The organism is Pseudomonas spelaei (genome assembly GCF_009724245.1).
GTDB lineage: Bacteria > Pseudomonadota > Gammaproteobacteria > Pseudomonadales > Pseudomonadaceae > Aquipseudomonas > Aquipseudomonas spelaei.
The window spans coordinates 42,811-64,080 of sequence record NZ_WNNK01000007.1 but is presented as its reverse complement, the minus strand read 5'-3'; the positions used below and the strand labels follow the sequence as shown (position 1 = coordinate 64,080).

At 57.3% G+C, this 21,270-nt stretch carries 16 protein-coding genes; 10 read left to right on the top strand and 6 right to left on the bottom strand.

Annotated features, from left to right (window positions below):
- Positions 1-9 precede the first annotated feature (9 nt).
- Positions 10-1,575: a methyl-accepting chemotaxis protein gene (locus GNF76_RS10115; RefSeq protein ID WP_155583027.1), complete on the bottom strand. Its 1,566-nt coding sequence runs from the start codon at positions 1,573-1,575 to the stop codon at positions 10-12.
- A gap of 140 nt (positions 1,576-1,715) precedes the next feature.
- Positions 1,716-2,507 (bottom strand): CPBP family intramembrane glutamic endopeptidase, encoded by a 792-nt coding sequence (locus GNF76_RS10110; protein ID WP_155583026.1) that lies wholly within the window; start codon positions 2,505-2,507, stop codon positions 1,716-1,718.
- A gap of 777 nt (positions 2,508-3,284) precedes the next feature.
- Between GNF76_RS10110 and GNF76_RS29815 the strand changes: the two genes are divergently transcribed.
- The 6 genes from GNF76_RS29815 to GNF76_RS29915 all read left to right on the top strand — a co-directional run bounded on the left by GNF76_RS29815 (position 3,285) and on the right by GNF76_RS29915 (position 7,505).
- Complete coding sequence (locus GNF76_RS29815; RefSeq protein WP_343037817.1) at positions 3,285-3,725, top strand: glycosyltransferase family protein; 441 nt, start codon at positions 3,285-3,287, stop codon at positions 3,723-3,725.
- A 4-nt stretch (positions 3,726-3,729) separates the two neighbouring features.
- Positions 3,730-4,800, top strand: coding sequence for a dTDP-glucose 4,6-dehydratase (gene rfbB, locus GNF76_RS10100; RefSeq protein ID WP_155583025.1), 1,071 nt, complete (start codon positions 3,730-3,732; stop codon positions 4,798-4,800).
- Positions 4,797-5,693: a dTDP-4-dehydrorhamnose reductase gene (gene rfbD / locus GNF76_RS10095; RefSeq protein ID WP_155583024.1), complete on the top strand. Its 897-nt coding sequence runs from the start codon at positions 4,797-4,799 to the stop codon at positions 5,691-5,693. Before rfbB ends, rfbD begins: the two co-directional genes overlap by 4 nt.
- A 2-nt stretch (positions 5,694-5,695) precedes the next feature.
- The gene (gene rfbA / locus GNF76_RS10090) at positions 5,696-6,580 is read left to right on the top strand and encodes a glucose-1-phosphate thymidylyltransferase RfbA (protein WP_155583023.1); all 885 of its coding nucleotides are present in this window, start codon (positions 5,696-5,698) and stop codon (positions 6,578-6,580) included.
- Positions 6,580-7,125 (top strand): dTDP-4-dehydrorhamnose 3,5-epimerase, encoded by a 546-nt coding sequence (rfbC, locus tag GNF76_RS10085; RefSeq protein ID WP_155583022.1) that lies wholly within the window; start codon positions 6,580-6,582, stop codon positions 7,123-7,125. The genes rfbA and rfbC overlap by 1 nt, the downstream gene beginning before the upstream one ends.
- Before the next feature lie 128 nt (positions 7,126-7,253).
- Positions 7,254-7,505 carry a transposase gene (locus tag GNF76_RS29915; RefSeq protein ID WP_178123263.1) on the top strand — a complete coding sequence of 84 codons (252 nt, stop codon included), beginning with the start codon at positions 7,254-7,256 and terminating at the stop codon, positions 7,503-7,505.
- 186 nt (positions 7,506-7,691) lie between these two features.
- Here GNF76_RS29915 and acnA read toward each other — a convergent pair whose 3' ends face one another.
- Positions 7,692-10,433 carry an aconitate hydratase AcnA gene (gene acnA, locus GNF76_RS10075; RefSeq protein ID WP_155583020.1) on the bottom strand — a complete coding sequence of 914 codons (2,742 nt, stop codon included), beginning with the start codon at positions 10,431-10,433 and terminating at the stop codon, positions 7,692-7,694.
- A gap of 190 nt (positions 10,434-10,623) precedes the next feature.
- Between acnA and rlmM the strand changes: the two genes are divergently transcribed.
- The gene (gene rlmM / locus GNF76_RS10070) at positions 10,624-11,697 is read left to right on the top strand and encodes a 23S rRNA (cytidine(2498)-2'-O)-methyltransferase RlmM (protein WP_155583019.1); all 1,074 of its coding nucleotides are present in this window, start codon (positions 10,624-10,626) and stop codon (positions 11,695-11,697) included.
- A gap of 27 nt (positions 11,698-11,724) precedes the next feature.
- Positions 11,725-11,976, top strand: coding sequence for a sulfurtransferase TusA (gene tusA, locus GNF76_RS10065; protein ID WP_063032275.1), 252 nt, complete (start codon positions 11,725-11,727; stop codon positions 11,974-11,976).
- Here the strand turns inward: tusA and GNF76_RS10060 are convergent.
- Complete coding sequence (locus GNF76_RS10060; RefSeq protein WP_178123262.1) at positions 11,973-13,355, bottom strand: MATE family efflux transporter; 1,383 nt, start codon at positions 13,353-13,355, stop codon at positions 11,973-11,975. The two genes, tusA and GNF76_RS10060, sit on opposite strands and share 4 nt — an antisense overlap.
- A 285-nt stretch (positions 13,356-13,640) precedes the next feature.
- Here GNF76_RS10060 and pdxB point away from each other — a divergent pair, with 285 nt between their 5' ends.
- The gene (gene pdxB, locus GNF76_RS10055) at positions 13,641-14,783 is read left to right on the top strand and encodes a 4-phosphoerythronate dehydrogenase PdxB (RefSeq protein WP_155583017.1); all 1,143 of its coding nucleotides are present in this window, start codon (positions 13,641-13,643) and stop codon (positions 14,781-14,783) included.
- 51 nt (positions 14,784-14,834) lie between these two features.
- Here pdxB and GNF76_RS29310 read toward each other — a convergent pair whose 3' ends face one another.
- Entirely contained in the window at positions 14,835-15,008 is a 174-nt protein-coding gene (locus GNF76_RS29310) for a PA1571 family protein (protein ID WP_169355618.1), read from the bottom strand.
- Positions 15,009-15,253: 245 nt separating this feature from the next.
- On the opposite strand from GNF76_RS29310, the gene GNF76_RS10050 reads away from it, so the two are divergent.
- Complete coding sequence (locus GNF76_RS10050; protein WP_178123261.1) at positions 15,254-17,029, top strand: ABC transporter transmembrane domain-containing protein; 1,776 nt, start codon at positions 15,254-15,256, stop codon at positions 17,027-17,029.
- A 116-nt stretch (positions 17,030-17,145) separates the two neighbouring features.
- On the opposite strand, the gene GNF76_RS10045 is transcribed toward GNF76_RS10050, so the two are convergent.
- Positions 17,146-20,952: a hypothetical protein gene (locus GNF76_RS10045; RefSeq protein ID WP_155583015.1), complete on the bottom strand. Its 3,807-nt coding sequence runs from the start codon at positions 20,950-20,952 to the stop codon at positions 17,146-17,148.
- Positions 20,953-21,270: the final 318 nt, after the last annotated feature.

Here is a 21,270-nt window from a genome sequence, read left to right as displayed (position 1 = left end):
GAAAGCGATTTATCGGTTAAACCGCTCCACCAGTGAATACTGGGTATTCGCCGTATGCGTCAGCTCTTCACTCAACTGCGCCGAGTTCAGGGCTTGTTCCGACGTTTGATCCGCCAACAACGCAATCGTGCTGATATTGCGACTGATCTCTTCGGCCCCGGCGCTTTGCTCTTCGGTGGCGGCGGCGATCTGTGTGGTCATGTCGGTGATATTGGCCACCGCTTCACTGATCCCCACCAGCGCCGCATCCGCTTCCATCACCCGTGCCACACCTTCTTCCGCCTGACGATGCCCGGCGTCCATGGTCTGCACCGCCGCGCCAGCGGTCTGCTGCAGCTTGGCGATCAGTGCATGGATCTGCCCGGTGGACTCAGCAGTGCGTTGTGCCAGTTGCCGCACTTCATCGGCCACCACCGCAAAGCCACGCCCCATCTCCCCGGCACGGGCCGCTTCGATGGCCGCGTTCAAGGCCAGCAGGTTGGTCTGGTCGGCAATGCCCTTGATCACGTCGACTACGCCGCCGATTTCATCGCTGTCCTTGGCCAGTTGGGTAACAGTCACGCCGGTTTCGCCGACGGCCGCTGACAGACGCTGGATGGCCTCGCGGGTTTCCCCGGCAATATCGCGACCGCGACCGGTGAGGCGATTGGCTTCCTGGGTGGCATCCGCCGTGCGCTGCACATGGCTGGCCACTTCCTGGGTCGTTGCCGCCATCTGATTGACCGCCGTCGCCACTTGCTCAGTCTCCACGCGTTGGCGTTCCAGGCCGGTGGAGCTGTTATGCGCCAGGGTATTGGACTGCCGCGCTTGCTCGTTGAGGTGCTCGGCGGTGTCCTGCAAGCGTGTCAGACAGGTCTTCAGGCGGGCTTCCTGACTCAGGATCGACATCTCCAGGCGCGCCTGTGCGCCGCGACTGTCGGTGTACATCTGCGCGATCAGCGGGTCGGAAGTGGTCTGTTCAGCCAGGCGCAGCAGGCGCTTGAGGCCACGCTGTTGCCAAGTCAGCCCCAGAAGGCCCAGCGGCACCGAAAGCGCCGCGGCCAGCGCAAAGCCCCAATGCGAGTTAAGCCACACGCCAATCAGGAAGCTCAACTGGCTGACCAGGATAAACGGCAGCCAGTCCTGCAGCACCGGCAGCCACTTGTCACGGCGTGGAATGGCCGGCTTGCCCTGGTTGATGCGTTGGTACAGCGCTTCGGCACGGCGGATCTGCTCGGCGGTGGGCTTGACCCGCACCGACTCGTAGCCGATTACCTGATTGCCGTCGAAGACTGGCGTCACATAGGCGTTGACCCAATAGTGATCGCCGCTCTTGCAGCGGTTCTTGACGATGCCCATCCATGGCAAGCCTTGTTTGAGCGTGGACCACATGTGTGCGAACACAGCCGCCGGTACGTCCGGATGGCGAACCAGATTGTGCGGCGCGCGCATCAGTTCGTCGTGGGAAAACCCACTGATTTCGACAAAAGCGTCGTTACAGTAAGTGATCACACCTTTGGCATCAGTGGTGGAGATCAACCGTTGTTGCGCGGGGAAGGTCCGTTCACGCTGGGTAACGGGTTGGTTATTACGCATGGTGGTTCAATCCGCAAGGCTTTGACAGGTTGTCGACCGTTACGGGGTTTTATTTAACTTATTTTTGCAACAATCGGCACAGCCTCACACCGTTGAGATCCGGAGCTGGCGCAGGCTGTGCTGGTTTGATAAGCCAGTTATTAGCCCGCCAACATCGGGTAGGTAAACAGTGCAAAGTGCAGCAGATTCAAGCCGAAGTGCGTGGCAATCGCTGCACCCAGGCCACCAAAGCGATAGGCCAGCCCGTAACCGACGCCAGCAATCCCTGCCAGTAACGTCCACTGCCAGCCTGCGCCCAGGTGGACCAGGCCGAACAGCAAGGACGCCAATAGCAGCGCCAGGTTTTCCCCGTAGGGCAACTGTTTGAAACGCCGGCTCAGGCCGCCCTGGATATAGCCACGAAACAACGCCTCTTCCACCAGCGTCACCAGCAACAGGTTATTCAACACCCACAGCCAGGCCTGGTCAGGCCACTTCGGTGCCCAACTGATGATACCCAGCAGCAGCGCGCCACCGAGGGCGGCGATGGTCGTCAGGGTCAAAGCCATGGTGGTGGCGTAAATCGAAAGGCGCAGGGAGCGCCGGGCGACAATCCATGGGCACGCCAGCAACAGCCAGAAGCCGATCAGGGGTTTGTCCTGGTTCAAGTACATCGAGAAGGGCACGGAATCAGCTGTAAAGCGTTGTGGGGCAATTGCTCGGCCGTTGTAGAAACCGGGTAGCCAGTGCATTGCCAGGCCTAAGGCCAGCACGATGAACAGGCCATGGCCGAGGTAGCGTGCCCAGGGGTTTCTCTGTTGGCGTACGGCGAAACCGGCGATGAGCAGCAGGGCGACGGAGACGATTGCCAGCAAACCGACTTGCCCGTAGGTGAAGGCGAGTACATAGCCGATGGAGAGAAGCGCCAGGTACAGCCAGGGTAGAGCGGGCATGGGGGATCCTTGTGGAGGGAGCTATTTGAAGTAAAACGGTGTCTATAAAAAACAGCGGGGCATTATAGCGGCCGCACTTTCGACAAAAAATGAAAAACGAGACATGCACAAAACTTGCGCAATTTTCGTCAAAATAATGGTTATTGACTCACAAAATGATCACTTTGCTGGTCAATTGAGATGAGACCTGAGAGGGGGCGGGTAAGCTCAGCATGATTATCTTCATGGAACTTGGCGGTGGACTGGAAGTCTGGTTGAACGAACTGATTGTCTATGTCTCCTCAAGCGAGTAATGGCACTTGGCCTTGATTGGTGGCGTGAGCAAGCAAGGATAGCAGCCTGCAGAGGTTGCCAGGCTCGACCATCGGTCAAAGACCAGATTGTGTCTGGGGTAATTAGCTGTAATAATTCTGACCTTTTAGGGCGCATATCCGAATCGCTTTTGCAGGCGTACGGTGATCGTTGGGGCGGTGAACGCCTGACAGTCGTTACGGGGCCCAAGCAAGGCTTCGTTGCCAATTTTCTTTCACTGACTTGCCGTACAGACATTGACGCTGATTTTTTTGCGTGGGCAGATCAGGACGACAGTTGGAATGAGGACAAACTCCAGACGGCGTTAGATTGGTTGCAAACCATCCCGGCGCAGACACCGGCACTTTATTGCGGTCGTACCCAGTTGGTCAGTGAGTCAGGCGCACCAGTGGGGTATTCGCCACGCTTCAGCCTTCCTCCGCATTTTGCCAACGCGCTTGTCCAAAGTATCGCAGGTGGTACACCATGGTGTTTAACCAGGCTGCTCGCGAACTTTTACGTGAGGCGGGTGCCGATTTGAACGTACCCTCTCACGACTGGTGGGCCTATCAACTGATAACCGGCGTGGGTGGAGTTGTTTGCTACGACCCTGAGCCTAAAATGCAGTACCGCCAGCATGATGAAAATCTGATTGGCAGCAACTCCAGTTGGACTGCACGCCTGACTCGGCTAAGGATGGTTTTTCAAGGACGTTTTTACGAGTGGAATGAGCAGAACATTCAGGCACTCGAAGCCATGCAGCATCGTCTTTGTAAAGAGCATCAGGTGACCCTTGCTCACTTCAAGGGTGCGCGGGGTCAAACATTATTTCGAAGACTCCTGGGGATCCGGTTAGCCGGCCTGTACCGGCAAACCTTTTTGGGAAATCTGGGGCTGATCCTCGCAGCATTACTGAAAAAGATCTGAATCAATGACTATCTTAGTGACTGGCGGTGCTGGCTTTATTGGGGCGAACTTTGTATTGGATTGGTTGGCCCAGGCGGATGAGCCGGTGATCAATCTGGACAAGTTGACTTATGCAGGCAACCTTGAAAACCTCAGTCGGCTTGAGGGCGACAAGCGGCACATTTTTGTGCAGGGCGATATTGCTGATAGCCAACTCCTTGAGCGCCTGCTGGTTGAACACAAGCCCCGTGCCATTCTGAATTTTGCCGCCGAGTCTCATGTCGACCGCTCCATCCATGGGCCGGAAGAGTTTATCGAGACCAACGTCGTCGGTACTTTCCGCCTGCTGGAGGCGGTACGCGCCTATTGGAAGAGCCTGGCGTCTGATGCGCAGCAGGCATTCCGTTTCCTGCATGTGTCTACTGATGAAGTCTACGGCTCGCTGGCCAAAGATGATCCAGCCTTCAGCGAAAGCCATCAATACGAGCCCAACAGCCCTTATTCGGCAAGCAAGGCCGCCAGTGACCACCTAGTTCGTGCCTACCATCACACCTATGGTCTGCCAGTTCTGACGACCAACTGCTCGAACAACTACGGGCCTTATCACTTCCCGGAAAAACTCATTCCGTTGATGATCGTCAACGCCCTGGCTGGCAAGGCTTTACCTGTGTATGGCGACGGCCAACAGATTCGCGATTGGCTGTATGTGAAAGACCACTGCAGCGCCATTCGTCGTGTCCTGGAAGCAGGTGCCGTGGGTGAGGTCTATAACGTGGGCGGCTGGAACGAGAAGCCCAATCTGGACATCGTCCACACCGTTTGTTCTTTGTTGGATGAACTACGTCCACGTGCTGACGGCGAGCTCTACAACACTCAAATTACCTACGTCACCGACCGTCCCGGCCATGACCGCCGTTATGCCATTGATGCCCGCAAACTCGAGCGCGAGTTGGGGTGGAAGCCAGCAGAAACCTTTGACAGTGGTATCCGCAAAACGGTCCAGTGGTACCTGGATAATCAAGGTTGGGTCAGTAACATCCAGTCTGGTGCTTACCGTGAGTGGGTCGAGAAGAACTACGCAGGGCGTACAGCATGAAAATTCTTCTGCTCGGCAAAAACGGCCAAGTGGGGTGGGAATTACAGCGCAGCTTGGCCTCCTTGGGCGAGTTGCTCGCGTTGGACTCGAAAAGCCAGGACTACTGTGGTGATTTGAATGACCTGGTCGGATTGGCTGCTACCGTGCAGCGTTTCGCGCCTGATGTCATTGTCAACGCCGCCGCCTACACTGCGGTAGACAAAGCCGAAAGCGAGCCACAACAGTCCCGCAGGGTCAACGCAGAAGCGCCTGCTGTTCTGGCCCAGGAAGCGAAAAAGCTAAACGCCTTGTTGGTGCATTACTCCACCGACTATGTGTTCGCCGGGAATGGCAACACTCCTTGGCAAGAAAGCGACCCGGTAGCGCCGTTGAGTGTCTATGGCTCCACCAAGCTTGAGGGTGAGCAAGCGATCCAGGCCTCTGGCTGTTCGCACCTGATCTTTCGCACCAGCTGGGTGTATGCCGCGCGAGGCAATAACTTCGCCAAGACCATGCTGAAGCTGGCCCAGCAACGCGACAGCCTGAATGTCATCGATGATCAGTTCGGCACGCCAACAGGCGCTGATCTACTGGCCGACGTAACGGCTCATGCCATCCGCGCCCTGCGTCAGCAGCCGGAACTGTCAGGGGTCTACCACCTTGCAGCCGCGGGCGAAACCACATGGTGTCGCTACGCTCGCTTTGTTCTCGAGCAGGCTCTGGCAGCAGGAACGGAACTCAAGGTTACCCCGGCCATGGTGGGCGCTATAGCCACAGAGGCTTATCCTACCCCGGCCAAACGGCCTAACAATTCGCGACTCAATACCCAAAAACTGCAAAATGCCTTCTCATTGCGCTTGCCTGAATGGCAAGATGGTGTGGCACGGATGCTCATAGAAACATTAGAGAAATGAACATGCTCAAACGTAAAGGAATCATCCTGGCTGGCGGCTCAGGCACTCGTCTTCACCCTGCAACCTTGGCCATTTCCAAGCAGTTGCTGCCGGTCTACGACAAGCCAATGATTTACTACCCGCTGACCACGCTTATGTTGGCTGGCATCCGCGATATTTTGATTATATCGACGCCTCAGGACACCCCACGTTTTGAGCAACTTCTGGGAGACGGTAGCAATTGGGGGTTGAATATTACCTATGCTGTGCAAGCCTCCCCGGACGGTCTTGCCCAAGCCTTCATCATTGGTGAGGACTTCATTGGTAACGATCTATCGGCGCTAGTGCTCGGTGACAACATTTACCACGGTCACGAGTTTGATCAGTTGCTGCAGAGTGCCATGGTGCGCCAGGAAGGGGCCAGCGTCTTCGCTTACCACGTGCATGATCCGGAGCGTTACGGGGTTGTTGAGTTCGATGCTCAGGGCAAAGCCATCAGTCTGGAAGAAAAACCGGCCAAGCCCAAGTCAAATTATGCGGTTACAGGTCTTTATTTTTATGATCAGGAAGTGGTTCAGATGGCTAAGAGTATCAAGCCATCACCTCGCGGCGAGCTGGAAATCACTGACCTGAATCGTCTCTATATGGAACAGGGAAAGCTGTCGGTAGAGATTATGGGGCGCGGCTATGCCTGGCTGGATACTGGTACTCACGATTCTCTACTCGAAGCCAGTCATTTCATTGCTACGCTTGAGCATCGCCAGGGTCTCAAAGTGGCTTGCCCTGAAGAGATTGCCTTCCGGCAGAAGTGGATTGATGCCGAGCAGCTTGAGAAGCTCGCGGCTCCGCTTGCAAAAAATGGATATGGCCAATATCTCAAGCGCCTTTTGCACAAGACCATCTACTGATGAAGGTCACGCCATTAGTTATAGCTGAAGTAGTGCTATTTGAGCCCAAGGTATTCGGCGATGATCGTGGGTTCTTCTTTGAAAGCTTCAATCATCGGCAGTTCGAAAGTGCTATCGGTCGTTCGGTACAATTCGTGCAAGACAATCACTCACGCTCTGCTAAAGGCGTTCTGCGTGGTCTGCATTACCAGATACAGCAGGCCCAAGGGAAGCTTGTACGCGTTGTTCAAGGTGAAGTGTTTGATGTGGCTGTGGATATTCGTCGTAGTTCTGCGACGTTTGGGCGGTGGGTGGGTACATATCTGTCTGCAGAAAATAAACATCAGCTATGGGTGCCGGAAGGCTTCGCCCATGGTTTTGTGGTGCTCTCTGAAACTGCAGAGTTTCTTTATAAAACAACAGACTATTATGCGCCTGAGCACGAGCGTAGTATTCGTTGGGATGATCCTGCGTTAGCTATTGGTTGGCCATTTAAGGGGGAGGTTATCTTGGCGGCCAAGGATGCTAATGCCAAGCATCTTGCTGAGTCAGAAGTGTTCGATTGACGTAACCCTACAAAGTCGTGGCTCGGCTTAAAGGTGGAACTCGCGTCTCTGGGGCAAAGTAATCGTCCGGCCAGCACCCTCTCCTGACAGCCCTCCAAATTAGCCAAGATAGTGGACACCATTTTTTAGTGGACACTATCTTGGATACAGTTGCCCCCGCTCGTCGAACCGGTCGCCGCCCCAACTTTTCGCTGGCGTTCAAACGCCAAGTCGTCGAGGCCACCCTCCAGCCTGGCGCCTCCGTGTCGTTGATCGCTCGTGAGCATGACGTCAATGCCGTAAGCGTCCGGCCAAGACGCCCCCTCGAAATCACAATCAGTCGGGACTTTCGAAACCCGTCTACCAACACAGCTGTCGCAGAGAAATTTCAAAATTTTTGAACCGAGGTTAATCTTCTACCCCTTCGACTATGACGCGTGCTCTATTTTCTACGAACTAATATCACGCGTTGATCGTTTATGTAGCAGGCGCTAGGGAGGCGAGCCGCGTCGACGTTGCTGCCGGCGCGCTGGTTGGCAAAAGTGAGGAGGCGGCAGCTACCGCCTCCTGCTTAAGGTTAACCCCGGCTACGAAGCAATCAACCCCCGCAACACATAATGCAAAATCCCTCCCGCCTTGAAGTACTCAACCTCATTGAGCGTATCAATCCTGCACAACACCTCAACCTTCTCACTGCTCCCATCCTCCCTCGTAACCACCAGCGTCAAATTCATCCGCGGTTCAATATCGGCATCCGTCAGCCCCAAAATATCGACCTTCTCCTTCCCCGTCAGCCTCAACGTCTTCCGGTTCTGATCCAGCTTGAATTGCAGCGGCAACACCCCCATCCCCACCAGATTAGACCGGTGGATCCGCTCAAAGCTTTCGGCGATTACCGCCTTGACCCCCAGCAGATTGGTACCCTTGGCTGCCCAGTCGCGACTGGAGCCGGTGCCGTATTCCTGGCCTGCAATGACCACCAGCGGCGTACCCGACGCCTGGTATTTCATGGCCGCGTCGTAGATTGGCATTTTCTCGCCAGTGGGGATGTAGATCGTATTGCCACCTTCTTCACCGCCGAGCATTTCGTTGCGGATGCGGATGTTGGCGAAGGTGCCGCGCATCATCACTTCGTGGTTGCCTCGGCGTGAGCCGTAGGAGTTGAAGTCCCGGGGTTCGACGCCTTGTTCGCGCAGGTAGTGGCCGGCAGGGCTGTCGGTCTTGATGTTGCCGGCGGGGGAGATGTGGTCGGTGGTTACCGAGTCGCCGAGCAGGGCCAGGACGTTGGCGCCTTTGACGTCTTTGATCACGGGCAGGGGCCCGGCGATGTCGTCGAAGAACGGTGGGTGCTGGATGTAGGTGGAGTCCTTCTGCCACACGTAGGTTGCAGCTTGCGGCACTTCAATGGCTTGCCATTGTTCGTCACCGGCAAACACTTCGGCGTATTCCTTGTGGAACATGCCGGTGCTGACTTGTGCGACGGCGTCGGCGATTTCCTGGCTGCTGGGCCAGATGTCCCGCAGGTAAACCGGTTTGCCATCCGAGCCGTTACCGAGCGGTTCGCTGCTGATATCCATGCGCACGGTGCCGGCCAGGGCGTAGGCGACCACAAGGGGAGGGGATGCCAGCCAGTTGGTCTTCACCAGTGGGTGGACGCGGCCTTCGAAGTTGCGGTTACCGGATAGCACCGAGGCTACGGCCAGGTCGGCTTTCTGGATGGCCTTTTCAATCGGTTCCGGCAGGGGGCCGGAGTTGCCGATGCAGGTGGTGCAGCCGTAACCCACCAGGTCGAAGCCCAGTTGGTCCAGGTATTGAGTCAGGCCCGCAGCCTTGTAGTAGTCGGTGACCACTTTCGAGCCCGGTGCCAGGGAGCTTTTCACCCAAGGTTTGCGTTTGAGGCCTTTTTCCACGGCCTTCTTCGCTACCAGGCCCGCCGCCATCATCACGCTGGGGTTGGAGGTGTTGGTGCAGGAGGTGATCGCGGCGATCACCACTGCGCCGTTTTTCAGGCGATAGGTCTGGCCTTCGAAGTCGTAGTCGGCTTCGCCCACCAGGTCGGCGTTGCCCACGGCGACACCGCCGCCGCCTTCGCTTTCCAGGCGGCCCACGTCCTTGCTCGACGGTTTGAACTGCAGGTCGAGGAAGTCGGTGAAGGCTTGGCCGACGTTAGGCAGGGAGACACGGTCTTGCGGGCGTTTCGGTCCGGCGAGGCTGGCTTCGACGCTGCCCATGTCCAGGGCGAGGCTGTCGGTGAATACTGGCTCTTGGCCGGCGTTACGCCACAGGCCCTGGGCCTTGGTGTAGGCCTCCACCAGTTTCACGGTGGCAGTCGGACGGCCCGACAGGCGCAGGTAGTCCAGGGTCACTTCATCCACTGGGAAGAAGCCGCAGGTGGCGCCGTATTCCGGGGCCATGTTGGCGATGGTGGCGCGATCGGCCAGTGGCAGGTCGGCAAGTCCGTCGCCATAGAATTCGACGAATTTGCCCACCACGCCTTTTTTACGCAGCATCTGGGTGACGGTCAGCACCAGGTCGGTGGCGGTGATGCCTTCTTTCAGTTTGCCGGTGAGCTTGAAGCCAATGACCTCCGGGATCAGCATCGACACAGGTTGCCCGAGCATCGCCGCTTCGGCTTCGATCCCGCCCACGCCCCAGCCCAGTACGCCGAGGCCGTTGATCATGGTGGTGTGGGAGTCGGTGCCTACCAGGGTGTCGGGGAAGGCGTAGGTGCGGCCGTCTTCGTCCTTGGTCCACACGGTGCGGCCGAGGTATTCCAAGTTGACCTGGTGGCAGATGCCGGTGCCTGGCGGCACCACGCTGAAGTTGTCGAAGGCGCTCTGGCCCCAGCGCAGGAAGGCGTAGCGCTCGCCGTTGCGCTGCATTTCGATGTCGACGTTCTGTTCAAAGGCGCTGGAGGTGCCAAATTTGTCGACCATCACGGAGTGGTCGATCACCAGGTCCACCGGCGATAGCGGATTGATCCGTTGGGGATCGCCACCGGCCTTGGCCACGGCAGCACGCATGGCCGCGAGGTCGACTACGGCAGGCACGCCGGTGAAGTCTTGCATCAGCACGCGTGCCGGGCGGTATTGGATCTCGCGATCGGAGCGGCGCTCTTTGAGCCAGGCGGCAATGGCCTTCAAATCGGCACCTGTGACGGTTTTTTCGTCCTCCCAGCGCAGCAGGTTTTCCAGCAGGACCTTGAGCGACATTGGCAGTTTGTCCAGATCACCCAGGCTCTTGGCGGCTTCGGGCAGGCTGAAGTAGTGGTAGGTCTTGTCGTCAATTTTTAAAGTTTTAAGGGTTCTCAGGCTATCAAGGGATGACATTACATGACTCCTTATGGTCCGCACGGCTACGGACCTGACGGGACGGACAGAGCTTCTAAACTAGCCCTGTTTTAAGTAGCTGGCTAATAACTGGACTCTATGGACAGATCCAAGGTTCCGAAGTCGGCTATCATGCGCGCGTTTTCATGACAGGCATTGCGCTAGAGCAGGCCGGTTACCAGGAGAGTCAATGAACACCCTTTTTATGCACTGTCGCCCGGGTTTTGAAGGCGAAGTCTGCTCCGAGATTGCGGAACACGCCGCTCGCCTGAACGTCTCGGGCTATGCCAAGGCCAAGACCAGCAGCGCCTGCGCCGAATTTGTCTGCACCGAAGAGGACGGCGCCGCACGCCTGATGCGCGGCCAGCGCTTTGCCGAGCTGATCTTCCCAAGGCAGTGGGCGCGCGGGGTGTTTATCGATTTGCCGGAAACCGACCGTATCAGTGTGATCCTCGCCCATCTGCAAGGCTTCCCGCTGTGCGGCAGCCTGTGGCTGGAAATGGTCGACACCAATGATGGCAAGGAACTGTCGAACTTCTGCAAGAAATTTGAAGTTCACCTGCGCAAGGCGCTGATGGCGGCCGGCAAACTGGTGGAAGACCCGAGCAAACCGCGTTTGCTGCTGACCTTTAAAAGTGGCCGTGAGGTGTTCATGGGGCTGGCCGAGTCGAATAACTCGGCGATGTGGCCCATGGGCATTCCCCGGTTGAAATTCCCTCGGGACGCGCCAAGCCGCTCGACCTTGAAGCTGGAAGAGGCCTGGCACCACTTTATCCCTCGGGATCAGTGGGATGAGCGCCTGCACAGCGACATGACCGGAGTCGACTTGGGCGCCGCACCGGGTGGCTGGACCTGGCAACTGGTCAATCGTGGCATGTTGGTCACCGCCATCGACAACGGCCCTATGGCCGAAAGCCTGATGGACACGGGGCTGGTGCAGCACTTGATGGCTGACGGTTTTACTTACACGCCCAAACAGCCAGTGGACTGGATGGTCTGCGATATCGTCGAGAAGCCGGCGCGTAACGCGGCCCTGCTGGAGACCTGGATCGGTGAGGGGCATTGCCGTGAGGCGGTGGTTAACCTGAAACTGCCGATGAAGCAGCGTTATGCCGAAGTGAAGCGCTTGCTGGAGCGGATCGAGGAAGGCTTCAAGGAGCGGGGCATTCGGGTGGAGATCGGTTGTAAGCAGCTGTACCACGACCGCGAAGAAGTAACCTGCCATTTGCGTCGGTTGGATGTGAAGAAGTCAAAGGCCCGGTAAACTGATGGCCAGTTTCAGGAGTGAATAATGAGCGACATTTTTGACACCCCCGTCGACGGCACCCTCGACGCCACCGGCCTCAACTGCCCGGAACCGGTCATGATGCTGCACCAGCACATTCGTGACCTGGCACCTGGCGGTTTGCTCAAGGTCATCGCGACCGATCCCTCGACCCGTCGCGATATCCCCAAGTTCTGCGTGTTCCTCGACCATGAACTGGTGGGCCAGCAGGAACAGGCCGGGACCTACCTGTACTGGATTCGCAAGAAGTCCGCTTAATCCACGCGAATCCGCCGGCGCGCACTGCGTGTCAGGCGGATCACCAGCATCGCCGCCGCGCAGCTCAGGCCGACAATCAGCCCTTGCCACAAGCCGCTTGGGCCACTGGCCTTACCCAGCCAGTCCGTAAGCCCCAGCACATACCCCACCGGCAACCCCACGCCCCAATAGGCAAACAGCGTCAGCACCATGGTCACCCGGGTGTCCTGATAGCCACGCAATGCGCCAGCGGCCGTGACCTGGATCGCGTCGGAAAACTGGAACAAGGCAGAAAACACGATCAGCATCGCGGCCACCTGGAGCACCAGCGGGTCCGAGGTGTAGATCGCGGCGATATGTTCGCGAAACAGCAGCATCAGGCTGCAGGACAGGCAGGCATATGCCAGCGCCGTGCCCATCCCCACGCCCGCCGCGAAGCGTGCTTCCCGGGGTTCGCCCCGGCCCAGGGCCTGGCCTACGCGCACGGTGACGGCCATGCTCAGGGAGTAGGGAATCATGAACACCAGCGAGCTGAAGTTCAGGGCGATCTGGTGCCCGGCCACCACAGTGGCGCCCAGGCTGCCGATCAGCAGGGCGATCACCGCGAAGATGCTCGACTCGGCAAAGATCGCGATGCCGATTGGCAGACCGATGCTCAGCACGCGCTTGATCACCGACCATTGTGGCCAGTCGAAGCGCTTGAACAATTCACTCGCCTGATAGACCGGCGCCCAGCGGGTCCAAGCGGCCAGGCCGAGCATCATCACCCACATCACAATCGCCGTGGCCCAGCCGCAACCGATGCCGCCCATGGCCGGCACGCCGAAATGGCCGTAGATGAACACGTAGTTCAGCGGAATATTCAGCGCCAGCCCGCACAGGCCCATGACCATGCTCGGCCGAGTACGGCCCAGGCCGTCACTGAAGCAACGCAGCACGTAATACAGCGCAATCGCCGGCATGCCCGAGGCGATGCCGTGCAGGTAGCCCATGCACGGCTTGATCAGCTCGGGGTCGACATTCATGGCATGCAGGATCGGTTCGGCACTGATCAGCAACAGCAGCGCGGTGATCCCGACCACCAGTGCCAGCCACAGCGACTGGCGCACCAATGGGCCGATTTCACTGTGGTTGCCGGCGCCAAAGCGTTGGGCGACCTTGGGGGTGGTGGCCAGCAGCGTGCCGGTCATCAGCAGGTACACCGGAATCCAGATCGAGTTGCCCAGGGCGACTGCCGCGAGGTCCCGGGCGCTGACTCGCCCGGCCATCACCGCGTCGACGAAGCCCATGGCGGTGGTCGCCAGTTGGCCGATCATGATCGGCAGTGCCAGGGCCAGCAAATTGCGTACTTCCAGGCTGACGCGTGCAGGGCGGGTGAGGGTGTTGGCGGCAGTGTTCACGAGCAGGTGTCCAAAAAAGGGGGAGCGCAGGACGGCGCATTCTACGCTTTGACGGAGCGGTCAGGAAAAAACCTGTGTTGCGCATTTGTAAGTGGTTTCCCAGGTAACCCAGAACCCTGTGGGAGCCGGGCTTGCCCGCGATGGCGGCCTGACAGTCGACGCCGGTGGTGGCAGACACACCCTCATCGCGGGCAAGCCCGGCTTCCACAAGGTATCGGCGTTGTTCGACCAATCTCATTCCCTCCCTGATCCCTGTACACTGCTGATCCGCGAAAGGAGCCTGCCATGCTGATTGTTGCCGACGAAAATATCCCGCTACTCGATGCGTTTTTTCAAGGGTTTGGCGAGATTCGCCGCGTTCCCGGCCGCTCCATCGACCGTGCCGTCGTCGAGCACGCGGATGTGCTGCTGGTGCGCTCGGTGACCAACGTCAACCGCGCCTTGCTCGAAGGCACACCTGTGGGTTTTGTCGGAACCTGCACCATCGGCACCGACCATCTGGACCTCGACTATTTCCAGCGGGCCGGCATCCAGTGGTCCAGCGCGCCTGGCTGCAACGCCCGAGGTGTGGTCGATTATGTACTGGGCAGCTTGCTGACCCTGGCCGAGATCGAAGGCGCAGACCTCGCCCAACGCACCTATGGTGTTGTAGGGGCTGGTGAAGTCGGCGGGCGGTTGGTCAAAGTCCTCAAGGGGCTGGGCTGGAACGTGCTGGTCTGCGATCCGCCACGGCAGACCGTCGAGGGCGGTGATTACGTCAGCCTGGAACAGATCATTGAGCAATGCGACGTCATCAGTTTGCACACTCCGCTGAACAAATCCGGCAACGGTTCCACCTGGCACCTGTTTGATCGCCAGCGGCTCAACCAGCTCAAGCCTGGCGCGTGGCTGATCAACGCCAGCCGTGGCCCTGTGGTGGATAACGCGGCCCTCAGAGACGTGCTACTTGAGCGCGAGGATCTGCAAGCGGTGCTGGATGTCTGGGAAGGCGAGCCGCAGGTGGATGTCGAGTTGGCTGACCTGTGTGTATTGGCCACTCCACACATCGCGGGTTACAGCCTGGATGGCAAGCAGCGTGGCACCGCGCAGATTTATCGGGCGTTTTGTCAGCATCTTGGCCAGGCACCGACTATTCAGCTAAGTGACTTGCTGCCTGAACCGTGGCTGGCCGAAGTCAGCCTCAACGCGAATACCGACCCGGCGTGGGCCTTGGCGACCCTGTGCCGCAGCGTCTACGACCCGCGCCGCGACGATGCAGATTTCCGCCGCAGCCTGGTAGGAAACGTGGAAGAGCAGCGTAAGGCGTTTGACCTGCTGCGCAAGCATTACCCCGAGCGGCGTGAGATTGACGGGTTGAAAGTGCGGATCAGTGGAGAGTCGGCCGGGTTGTCGAACATCGTTTCAGCGTTGGGCGCACAGGCAATCTGAGGACATAAAAAACCCGGCCATCAAGGCCGGGTTTGAAAGAGCTTGGGCGATTCAGCCTTGCTGGGCAGGCTTGACCAATTTCTGTTCCAGTTCGCGGCATGCGTCCTGGATCATGTCTTCGGTAATCTGCACCTCACGGCCTTGAGCATCGATATACGAGCAAGGCAGATGCTGGGGCTGGCGGATCACTTCAATTTTGGCATTGCTGCTATTTTGCAAGGACATGGCCTGTCTCCTCATCAGGTTGTGTACCTACTCTAAAACCCCCGCGTGACCAAGTTGTTACAACTCCGTACAAGGTTGCGGTTCGAATGCCCAGTCCAGCAGAAACCCCTGCGAATTTCCAGCCGGACATTAGACCGTTAACGTCTACGGGCTAGCACCAGCGGGCATAATTAACCTGACTCATTATGATTTACCCAAGTTCCAACGGATTGCAGTGTAGGCTTGAGGTTGTACCCCCTCAGGTGATGCTCTCCATGCTCTCAGCCCGTCAACGCCGCGCCATTCGCCTGGCCACCCGCTTTGTTTCTCCCTACCGCTGGCAGGCGCTGGGTGCCTTGTTGGCACTGATCGTCACGGCGGGGATCACCTTGTCCATGGGGCAGGGCATCAAGCTGCTGGTGGACCAGGGCTTCATGACCCAGTCGCCGCATCTGCTCAACCAGTCCATCGCTTTGTTCATGATTCTGGTACTTGGCCTGGCGGTGGGCACCTTTGCGCGGTTCTACCTGGTGTCGTGGATTGGCGAGCGTGTTGTGGCGGACATTCGCCGGCAGGTGTTCAACCATCTGATCTATCTGCATCCCGGTTTTTACGAAAACAACCGCAGTTCGGAAATCCAGTCGCGCCTGACCGCTGATACCACGTTGCTGCAATCGGTGATCGGCTCGTCGCTGTCGCTGTTCCTGCGCAATGCGTTGATGGTGATCGGCGGTATCGTGCTGCTGTTTATCACCAATCCCAAGCTCACCAGTATTGTGGTGGTGGCGTTGCCATTGGTACTGGCGCCGATCCTGATTTTCGGCCGCCGGGTACGCAGCCTGTCGCGGCTGAGCCAGGATCGGATTGCCGATGTCGGCAGCTATGTGTCCGAGACCCTTGGCCAGATCAAGACGGTGCAGGCCTACAACCACCAGGTACAGGACGAGCAGCGCTTCGCCGTCACTGTGGAAGAGGCTTTCACTACCGCTCGCAAACGTATCGTGCAGCGGGCCTGGCTGATTACCCTGGTGATCATGCTGGTGCTGGGCGCTGTGGGGGTGATGCTCTGGGTCGGTGGTATGGACGTGATCGCCGGGCGCATCTCCGGCGGGGAGCTGGCGGCGTTTGTGTTCTACAGCCTGATCGTCGGCAGTGCCTTTGGCACGTTGAGCGAAGTGATTGGTGAGCTGCAGCGGGCGGCAGGGGCGGCTGAGCGGATTGCCGAGCTGTTGCAGTCAGGCAATGAGATTCAGGCGCCTGCTGAAGGCACGATCAAGTTGCCAGACCGGGTGAGCGGCCGCTTGGAGTTACAGGACCTGCGTTTTTCCTACCCTTCGCGTCCGGATCGCTTTGCCATTGATGGCTTGAGTCTGACGATCAATGCGGGCGAAACCCTTGCGTTGGTCGGCCCGTCCGGTGCGGGCAAGTCGACGATTTTCGACCTGTTGTTGCGCTTCTACGACCCTCAGCAAGGTCGTGTGCTGCTGGAAAACCACGCTCTCACCGAGCTCGACCCGCTGGACCTGCGCCGCTGCTTTGCCCTGGTGTCCCAGAGCCCTGCGCTGTTCTTCGGCAGCGTCGAAGAAAATATCCGCTACGGCAATCCATCGGCGACCTTCGCCCAGGTCGAGGAGGCTGCGCGTATTGCCCACGCCCATGACTTCATCCTGCAAATGCCTGACGGCTATCAGACTCACTTGGGTGATGGCGGCATGGGGCTCTCCGGCGGCCAGCGCCAGCGCCTGGCGATTGCCCGGGCTCTGCTGGTGGATGCGCCGATCCTGCTGCTGGACGAAGCCACCAGCGCCCTGGATGCCCAGAGTGAACACCTGATCCAGCAAGCCTTGCCCAGCCTGATGCAGGGCCGTACGACGCTGGTGATCGCCCACCGCCTGGCCACGGTGAAAAACGCCGATCGGATCGCGGTGATGGATCAGGGCAAATTGGTGGCGGTGGGCACGCATCAGCAATTGATTGCCAGCAACCCGCTGTATGCGCGGTTGGCGGCGTTGCAGTTCAGTGATGCGGTGGGCATGGAATGACGCTGCGGTGTCCGTCCCCGAGGCAGAAGGCATAGGTGAGCCTTGCGCGGGTAGGGGCTGCGCAGCAGGGACGGCAGGCAACTGTCATCCCTGCTGCGATCATTGGTAGCCTGTCCTTAACGGTTGAAATGAATAGGTCGGTACGAAATAACATCATCTATATAGCGCGCGGGTTCGCCGAGTTCTGCGACATTGATTTTTATCGTGCTGCCATGATCCTTAACAACTTTTTGCTCGATTACTCCAATGAAATCCATTTGCATTCTTAAGTTGGCGAGCTCTTCGGTCTTTTTAGCAGTTAGGTTCGGGTTTATTTGATTAATTTGTTTGATAAGGTCGTTTCGGGCCTCTGTTATAGCGGTGGAACCGTGCTGCATCGAAACCGTACCTTCGAATGCCTTGACTGGCCGATTGATTTCCTGTTGCAGTAATCGACCAAACGAACGGCTTCCCCCCTCACCCGAGTGGCAAACCAGAAGCCGGACATTGTTAAATGTAGCGGGGTTGATCCCTTTGGATTGTAATAAGAAAACCAACGCTTTGGGGGAGAAAACGGCGTTGTCAATAATGATGCTGCTGCCCCGGTCCAAGAAACTTATTGATGGGCCATGTTGAGCGCCATGGGCGACGATATTGAGGCGGTCCACGCCTTTATAGGTGTCGACAAAAATATGCATCTCATTGGCAACCAGTTGGAGGTCTTTCATCGTGCCCTTCATTTGTATAACGTTGTCTAAGGCTAGGCTTTTCTCCGTGTTAGTGAGCGCTGTGGTGGTTTGACGACTACCGTCCTTTAAAAGGGTGTGAGGCACGTCGGGTGAAAAGTTATCCAGTTTTTTTCCATAGGCCTTGTTTTTAATAACATCATACTGCGACCAGTTTCCGGTTTTCTTATCAACGATGGCGGTTACTTTGGCTGGTTCAGGTGCCGCGTAAGCTCGATAGGTGCCTTCGGCAATGTCGGGTCTTTTGGCAAAATCGCTCAGTTGCGCATGGTCCATGCTGCGTTGCGACAGTTGCCGCACATTCGTGGTTTTTACGCGGGTGGCCAATCGGCCGCTGCTGCCAGGCGTCAGTGGCGCTTTACCGAGCACACCACGCCCCATTTGCCTGCTTGCTGCCGATGCCGCCCGTGTTCCTCTGGCGCCGCCGGCTGCACCCGCGCCTTTGCCGAATGCCGAGCCGGTCAAATACATGACCCCGTCAAAACACAGGTCGCCCAACGCGGCCCAGACATCTCCGTTGATCAGGTGCCTGATGGAGGAGGCGCCAGGTATAAAACCGAGCGCTATATTAAATATCTGGGCTTCCTTGGCTGCCACCTCATCGAAAGTGGTGACGCTTTTGCTTAATTCAAACAGCTCGTGAAAGTCGTAGCCGGCTTTTCCATGGTTGGCGACCAGCTCACTGATGTAGGCGCTTCGCGGGCTGTTAAATGAGTCAGGGGTCGTCACCGGCAACGGGCTGAGTTGTTGCTTGTCGGCGTTGTGAACGGAGTATTCCTTCTCATAGATAGCCGTACTTTTCCACTTGCGACCAATATGGTTGGGAGTTTCAACCCACTCCTTTTGAAGGCCTTCCTTGAAGTTTTTCTTGAGGTCGTCGCGCTTTTTTATTTGCCCTTGCTGCGTTGAAATCTCATAAAATTCCAGGTTTGCGTCGCGCTCGGTCTGGAAGATCAGAGCCCTCTGGTTCTTCGGCTGGCTTGGGACGCGGCTTTCATCGCGTAGGGTGCCCATGGGGGTAGAGGTCTCTGACTTTGTGACCTCCCCTTCTGTGAACACGCGTATTTTACCAAACTCAAGATTCTGACGATCTTCCAGGGGTAAAGCCGAGATCTGGCCTTTTACAAGGTTGAGTAGGGCGTCCTCGACACCTGTTTTATAAGCGGCGAATGCGTGCTCATGCTTGGCCTTGGCGTCTGGCAATTCTGAAAGGCGCGCGATCAGGCTGACGGGCATTTGGCGGTTATCTGATACCCAGTTTGAATACTGATCGATGTCAGGTTTTGAAAGATAAAAGTCCAATAGGGAATACATAGGTTGCGTGGGGCTGGCAAGGTTTCCGGGGCCCCTGCCGTGTGGACTGTTATCCCTGAAGCATTTGACTTCGTAGGGCAGTTCCACACCAAACTTCTGCTTGAGTTGCTCCAGGGCAACATCCCGTTGGGTAGGAACCTTCGTCGAGAGTTGTTCGACGGTTTTTTGCAACGTTGTTGTCTTTTCCGAAAGCGCTCGTTTCACGCGCTGGATTTGTATCTCAGGGTAGTTCTCATCATCTCGTGGGACGAGCACCCCGTTGACCTTACCCCACTCAATAATTGCCGGTTGCGAGGTCGCTTCCTGAATGGCATGACCAGAAAGTGAAATCGGGTCCTGGGAGTCTCGCGCAGCGACTTGTGCAAACGTCATCTGCATCGTGCTGCCCGGGCTGTAGGCTTCGATTCGCGCCACGGCCGCCTTCAAGCTTGCCCAGGCGGCCGATCCAAAAGTAACGCCACTGGGAATATCTTTAACCAGTAATTCCGGAGCTGCACGCGACAGCAGCAGATGCGCGGCAATGGGCGCCATTTCTGCAGAGGCTCGGTTCAGTTTGATCAGGTGGGTAGTAAGCGCTTGCTTGATGGTTTTCAAGGGTTGCCCGTTGAAGCGTCCATCGGCCAAGTTGAAACCTGCCACATGGTTGGGTTTGGGGTGATACATACTCTCTGGATCCAGAGTGGTCGCGATGGCGCTCAGCACCCAGTCATGGCTGGAACTGGTCTTCCAGTCATCGCCCATCTTCTGTTGCAAGGCCGCTTCGAGTTCGACGGCTTTGGGGGGGCTGACAATCTTCTCGATAACCCGCAGGGGGTTGCGTAATTCACTTTGAGAAAAGTGCAGGTTTTTTGTCAGATAACCCAGGGCACCTCTGGGATCCACACGTAACGTTCTATCGTTAGCCAGGGCCGGCAGTGTCAGGTTGTAGTAAAAATGACTGTAGATGGTTTTTTGGTCGTAGTTTTCCAGTGGGGCTGGCCAGGACATGGCCCCACCAAGACTACCCAGGCTCGGCACCGGCAGCGCAGGGGAGTTAATGACGCGTATCAGGTTTTCAAGCTCATCGATTGTCTTGGGCAGGAACCAGTTGTTTGCCAGGATCAATTGCTCAAGTGTAACGGGAGCGCTATGACCGGCGTCACGCCTTTGCCCGAATGTCGAGTGCGGATTTATATCCAGGGTCGTATTTTTCAACGCCTCCTCAATCTGGCTGGAACCACTGCGCGCAATGCCCTTGAGCTTTTCGGAGAGTGAGTGAATATCCTCAAGATCGCCCAGTGCAGTTCTCGCCAGATCCAGCTTGTATGTACCGGCCGGCCCGCTCTCAACGTTACTTGAGACAGCGTTGGCGGCGTTCTTGTTGAATGTTTGAGTCTGTTCCAGCTCTGCAGCCCTTGAAGCATTGCCTGGTGGCCATTCACCATAGAAATTCCCTACGACCTCATCGGGAGCGGATGAGGGGTTGGAAGAGGTTAATAAAAGTGGGCCGTTACCTGCGGCTACTACCTTGGCGGCGCTGAGAATTGGTGCCAAGACGACCGGCCAAAGGGGATCCTCATCTGCGGCAGTAAACATCTCACGTCGGCCGCTGGATGTCGTAAAGACGATATGGTCACGCAAACTGATCGATATCGGTTTGGACAGATCAATGTGGTTTTGCTCTGCCCACTCGACCAATTGTGGACTTTTGAGCAGGTTGTGCAGGTGCACCCACCATTTCCCGAAGGTTGAGTCTGGCGGGATGCCATTGGTGAACTCTATGCCATCGTACGATGGGCCGGCCTTCGCTATCCCACGTAGAACCTTGGCGAATATCACTGCCAGGTCCTGATCGGCCTTGGCTTGAGGTGCGATGTCGGAGGGTTGATTGGCCGGGTGCGTCATTTCGCTCCTTTCCTGGGCTGGGATAGGAGCAGTAATGAGATCGGAAATTATGGTGTTGCGAAAGGGGATACTGCTGGATATTGGGGTCATCTCGGATGTTCTCTATATGCCACTTCAGGATCAGCCATTCAGTCATTGCGTTGTCGACTGAGCTCATATGCTGAGTGGATAGCCGAGGATTTTGACTCCACTTATTCCGGCAATATTTCTCTCCGGATGTATCCTTGGCCTTCTGGAATCCTACGCTTAAAGCGCCTTGCTCTATGTCTCCCGTGTTGACTTTATATCGGGGCCGGCTGCGTGATTCGGCCGGCGGAA